Source organism: Methanobacterium alcaliphilum (genome assembly GCF_023227715.1).
Lineage (GTDB): Archaea > Methanobacteriota > Methanobacteria > Methanobacteriales > Methanobacteriaceae > Methanobacterium_E > Methanobacterium_E alcaliphilum.
The window spans coordinates 1-4,459 of record NZ_JALKIF010000025.1 but is presented as its reverse complement, the minus strand read 5'-3'; the positions used below and the strand labels follow the sequence as shown (position 1 = coordinate 4,459).

The 4,459-nt window shown below is 33.0% G+C and carries 4 protein-coding genes; 1 reads left to right on the top strand and 3 read right to left on the bottom strand.

The window, feature by feature from the left end:
• The first annotated feature begins 884 nt into the window (after positions 1 to 884).
• Entirely contained in the window at positions 885 to 1,850 is a 966-nt protein-coding gene (mer, locus tag MXE27_RS11645; RefSeq protein WP_248612618.1) for a 5,10-methylenetetrahydromethanopterin reductase, read from the top strand.
• Between the two features lie 109 nt (positions 1,851 to 1,959).
• Here mer and MXE27_RS11640 read toward each other — a convergent pair whose 3' ends face one another.
• The 3 genes from MXE27_RS11640 to MXE27_RS11630 all read right to left on the bottom strand — a co-directional run.
• A complete protein-coding gene (locus MXE27_RS11640; RefSeq protein WP_248612617.1) occupies positions 1,960 to 2,754 on the bottom strand; it encodes an aminoglycoside adenylyltransferase domain-containing protein in 795 nt (264 codons plus the stop codon).
• Positions 2,755 to 2,816: 62 nt separating this feature from the next.
• Entirely contained in the window at positions 2,817 to 3,707 is an 891-nt protein-coding gene (locus tag MXE27_RS11635; RefSeq protein WP_248612616.1) for an SPL family radical SAM protein, read from the bottom strand.
• A 21-nt stretch (positions 3,708 to 3,728) separates the two neighbouring features.
• A partial coding sequence (locus MXE27_RS11630) for a HEAT repeat domain-containing protein (protein ID WP_342766006.1) occupies positions 3,729 to 4,459 on the bottom strand: 731 nt, incomplete at its 5' end.

Here is a 4,459-nt window from a genome sequence, read left to right as displayed (position 1 = left end):
GGCTTAATCGAACCCCAATAGCAGTAGCCTCCGCCAGGATCAAACGGATTTAAAAAAACACTACTACAATTAGTAATTATTTTATTGGGAAAGTACAATATAAAACACTTAAAAAACGGAATTATACGAAAAAATCACATTCCATAAGCATAGGTATTTTTAGCACATGTACGCAATATGTAGCAATCAAAAATCACCACATACTACCACAAACCAACATCAAACATCAAACATTTGCCCGAAGACAAGGGTTTGAGCCCTCATTTTAATAAGTATCATAATATTTAGCCATAAATGGAAATTACAACTTTCACAGAGTGACGATAATCACACTCCAGTCGACGCCTTAATTCATGGCACATACAATACACAACACATACAGAAACACAAACATATTAGAAATTATTGCAAAAATAATGGCATTTATTTACCATGCTGATATGTATGCGAAGTGCATTTAATTATTAATTGGAACATGGCATATAAATTTTTCTAGTACATTTCAAAAGTTATACAAATATTTGTATTCTATTATCTGCAGTCGAGAAAAAATAATTTTGATTCATATTCCACATAATAGTTTAGTTCAATCTATTTTTTTTCAATAGTTAGGCCATTGCTGAGTGAATGCACATTATAAAAAAAAATAGCCCCCGATTAAAGAAATAAAATTGCTAAATTAAAACGAGAAATAGTCCTCTTTTAATCAATAAAGGATCCTTACCATAGTATTCCCATTTAAAACTAATGAAATTTTTATCCTATTTTTATTATACAATATAAAAGCGTGAATCAAATTTAAAATCACTATTTAAAACTTTCGGTTGCAGCTAAATCACAAAATATTTTTATACTGCAAATAAATTTTAAAAAGGTGATATATTATGAAGTTTGGTATCGAATTTGTTCCAAATGAGCCAATAGAAAAAATCGTAAAGCTAGTGAAGCTGGCAGAAGACGTAGGATTTGAATACGCTTGGATTACAGACCACTACAACAACAAAAATGTATACGAAACCTTAGCATTGATTGCTGCAGGAACCGAAACTATTAAAATGGGTCCTGGTGTAACCAACCCTTATGTGAGAAGCCCCGCAATAACTGCTTCCGCAATAACCACTCTAGACGAACTCTCCAACGGAAGAGCAACTTTAGGTATTGGCCCTGGTGACAAAGCTACCTTTGACGCTTTAGGAATCGAATGGACTAAACCAGTCAGTACAATTAAAAGCGCCATCACCATGATGGAAACTTTAATGGCTGGTAAAAAAACAGACAGCGGTGCAAACTTAATGGGTACCAAAGCTGTCCAAGAAAAAATCCCTATTTACATGGGTGCACAAGGTCCAATGATGTTAAAAACCGCAGGAGGATTCTCCGACGGTGCATTAATTAACGCATCAAACCCAAAAGACTTTGAAGCTGCTGTACCTCTAATTAAAGAAGGAGCAGAAGCAGAAGGTAAATCCATATCTGACGTTGACGTTGCAGCATACACATGCTGTTCCATAGATGACGACGCTGGTAAAGCTTTAGGCGCAGCAAAAATCGTTGTCGCATTCATCGCAGCAGGATCCCCACCACCTGTATTTGAAAGACACGGACTAGCTCCTGACACTGGTGCTAAATTCGGAGAATTCTTAGGTAAAGGTGACTTTGGTGGAGCAATCGGAGCTGTTACTGACGAATTAATGGACGCGTTCTCTGTTGTAGGAACCCCTGCAGACTTCGTCCCAAAAATCGAAGCTCTCGGAGAAATGGGCGTAACCCAATACGTAGCTGGTTCCCCAATTGGTCCTGACAAAGAAAAATCCATAAAATTACTGGGAGAAGTTATAGACAGTTTCTAAACTCTCTTCTCTTTTTCTTTTTCTTTTTAAATTAATATTCAATTCCAAAAAAAAAGCCGTTGCTTCAATCTATTTATTCTTCTTAATACAAACCAGGCCATACATAAACCTAAAATTGATTAAGCATATGGTGCAAAAACAATAAAGTATCTTTTTTACGTCTAAAAGGAGAGTTATAATAACTTTTTTTGTCTAAACCTTTCCTGATTCTTAAAGCTTCTTTAATTATCCTCTCAAAAGAGATAGGGGTATTTTTTAATACATATTCCCCTGCATCATACTTTGATACAACATCCTTTTTATGCATCGTGTAATAAAGCCGGCTTATTCCCAGCACACCCCATTCAACTCCTTGCTCAAAAAGTATGAAAATACTTTCTATTGATATAGTTTTAGATGCTTGTTCAGTCCAGTTTACCCAATATGTATTCACATTTAAATTAACATAATCAATTAACTCATCAACATCAATATTTGAGATATAATAACCTGCAGATTTACCTATCACACTTATACTATAATTTTTTAATATAAACCATGTTATTATGCCCACATTTCCAGAATTAAGGTCATTTCTAATTTGTCTACCATCAAAATATACAGCAGGCCCCATATTATTTAAGTTACTGAGTTGTCGGGAGGTAACATAAGAACCTTCTAATGTAGTTTTAGAATATTTATGGTTAATTTCTTTATGTATTTTCCCAAGTATGCTCAATTCTCTAGGGTTCATATCTCGTTTAATCACCGCGACAAAATCAACATCACTTTTTCCAGCATGGTAATCATTTAATACAAGTGAACCAATAAGATAAAATGATTCTAGCAAATCCGGCAATTCTAAATTAAAAACAGAGAGATAGTCATTTAAAACTTTTTTTACTTCATTAGGTAAGGTATCCATATTCTCACTGCCCTTCTAAATCTCAGGTTTATCTCATTATTATTTGCCAGACATTCCAAAGATTAAATAATACTATTTCGCATTCCATGTTTATCACACACTTTCAAAGTTATCTCATGGAGCTTTTTTTGATAATCCATAGGAGCATAATCCTTATTTCTAAAAAGTGCTTCCGTTTTTTCTAAAAGTTCAGGGAAATGATTTTTTAGAGCAGTGAAATATCTTACTTTTGAATCATTAGGTTGGTTACCAAATAGAGTCATACCCCCGATCAATACGTAATCTCCACCGTGTTCTTTTACTATTTTTACCATTTGACTCAAATGTTCTTCAGAATCAGACAAAAATGGTAAAACTGGCATTAAGCATGCTCCTACTAAAAAACCTTCTTCTTTCAATTTAGCCATCGTATTAAGCCTCTCTTGAGGTGAAGGAGCCGCAGGTTCAAATATTTTTGCAATCTCTTCATTCATAGTAGAAAAAGAAAACCCAAGTATAACTCCCCTTTGTAATTTAGAAGCTAAATTTGAAGGTAGCTTAGCAGTTTCATCAATCTTTTTTAAAAGATCAACATCTCTTAAAATAAGAGTGGATTTAGTAAGCAGATTCACTGGAAAATGAAATCTATAAATAATTTTTAAGATTTCTCGCGTAATTTTTAGATCTTTTTCTGCTTGTAAATAAGGATCAGTAGCAGATCCTAAAGCAATAATCCCATACTCTCTTTTGCGAGCACGGTTTTTAAGTTGTCTGTATAATACATCAGGAGCATTTATTTTCACTGAAAGACCAGAAGGCACATGTTCTCCATACTTACTACCATTAACATAACAATAAAGACAATTAAAAGAGCATCCTAAATAAGGGTTCATAGTATATTGTTCTAAAAACCAGCTATCCTGATATTTGTGTTTGTTTAATACAGATTTAACTTTTATTTTTCTAACAACCACACCCCCCATACATTTGATTAATTAACTGACTAAAAAGAAATTAAAACCAAATTTACTTTTTATATGGGAATCTGCTTCTTTTACAGATTTAGAAGAAAATTTATATCGTTTATGTACTTCTATAATCTCTTTTAATGCATCTTTAACTAATTCTTCATTTTCCCAATTAACTAATGATGAAACAACTTTTTCTAAGCAATCTTTTTTGTAACTTATTTGACCGATTACATGGATAATCATGTTTCTAACACGAGGAACTTGCTCATATTGAACTTGATGAAGTAATGGTAAAACATCTTCAGGGTGAGTGCGGCCTCTCAATTCTATTCCATGAATAATTACTCTGCGTACTTCCGGATCAGGATGATTTAAAAATTTTTGTGAAAACTCTAATGCTTGATCTGGATTTTTTTCACCAATCTGTTTTAAAGATCCCATGACTGCATTTTTTACTTTACTACTATTTTCATTAAGGGCTCCTTCCAAATATTTAGAAACCAGATTCAAGTTAATTTTTCCTATTTCTCCCCATAGATAAATTATGGTCTGTTTCTGATTTTCATTCCCATTTTCATAGAGTTCTTCGCCACATTTGATGATTATATCTCTTAATTCTAAATTATCTCGATATAGTCTTCCTAAAATAAGATAAGTATTTTTTCGAATGTATGTATCTTCATCAGAAGAGTATATTCCCATATTAGAATCTTTAGCAGATTTAAGATCACTTAGTATATCTTGTTCCATGGAAT

Bases quoted from the DNA above. Each gene is read 5' to 3' on its own strand.
- mer (WP_248612618.1), top strand. From the start codon at position 885: ATGAAGTTTGGTATCGAATTTGTTCCAAATGAGCCAATAGAAAAAATC.
- MXE27_RS11640 (WP_248612617.1), bottom strand. From the start codon at position 2,754: ATGGATACCTTACCTAATGAAGTAAAAAAAGTTTTAAATGACTATCTC.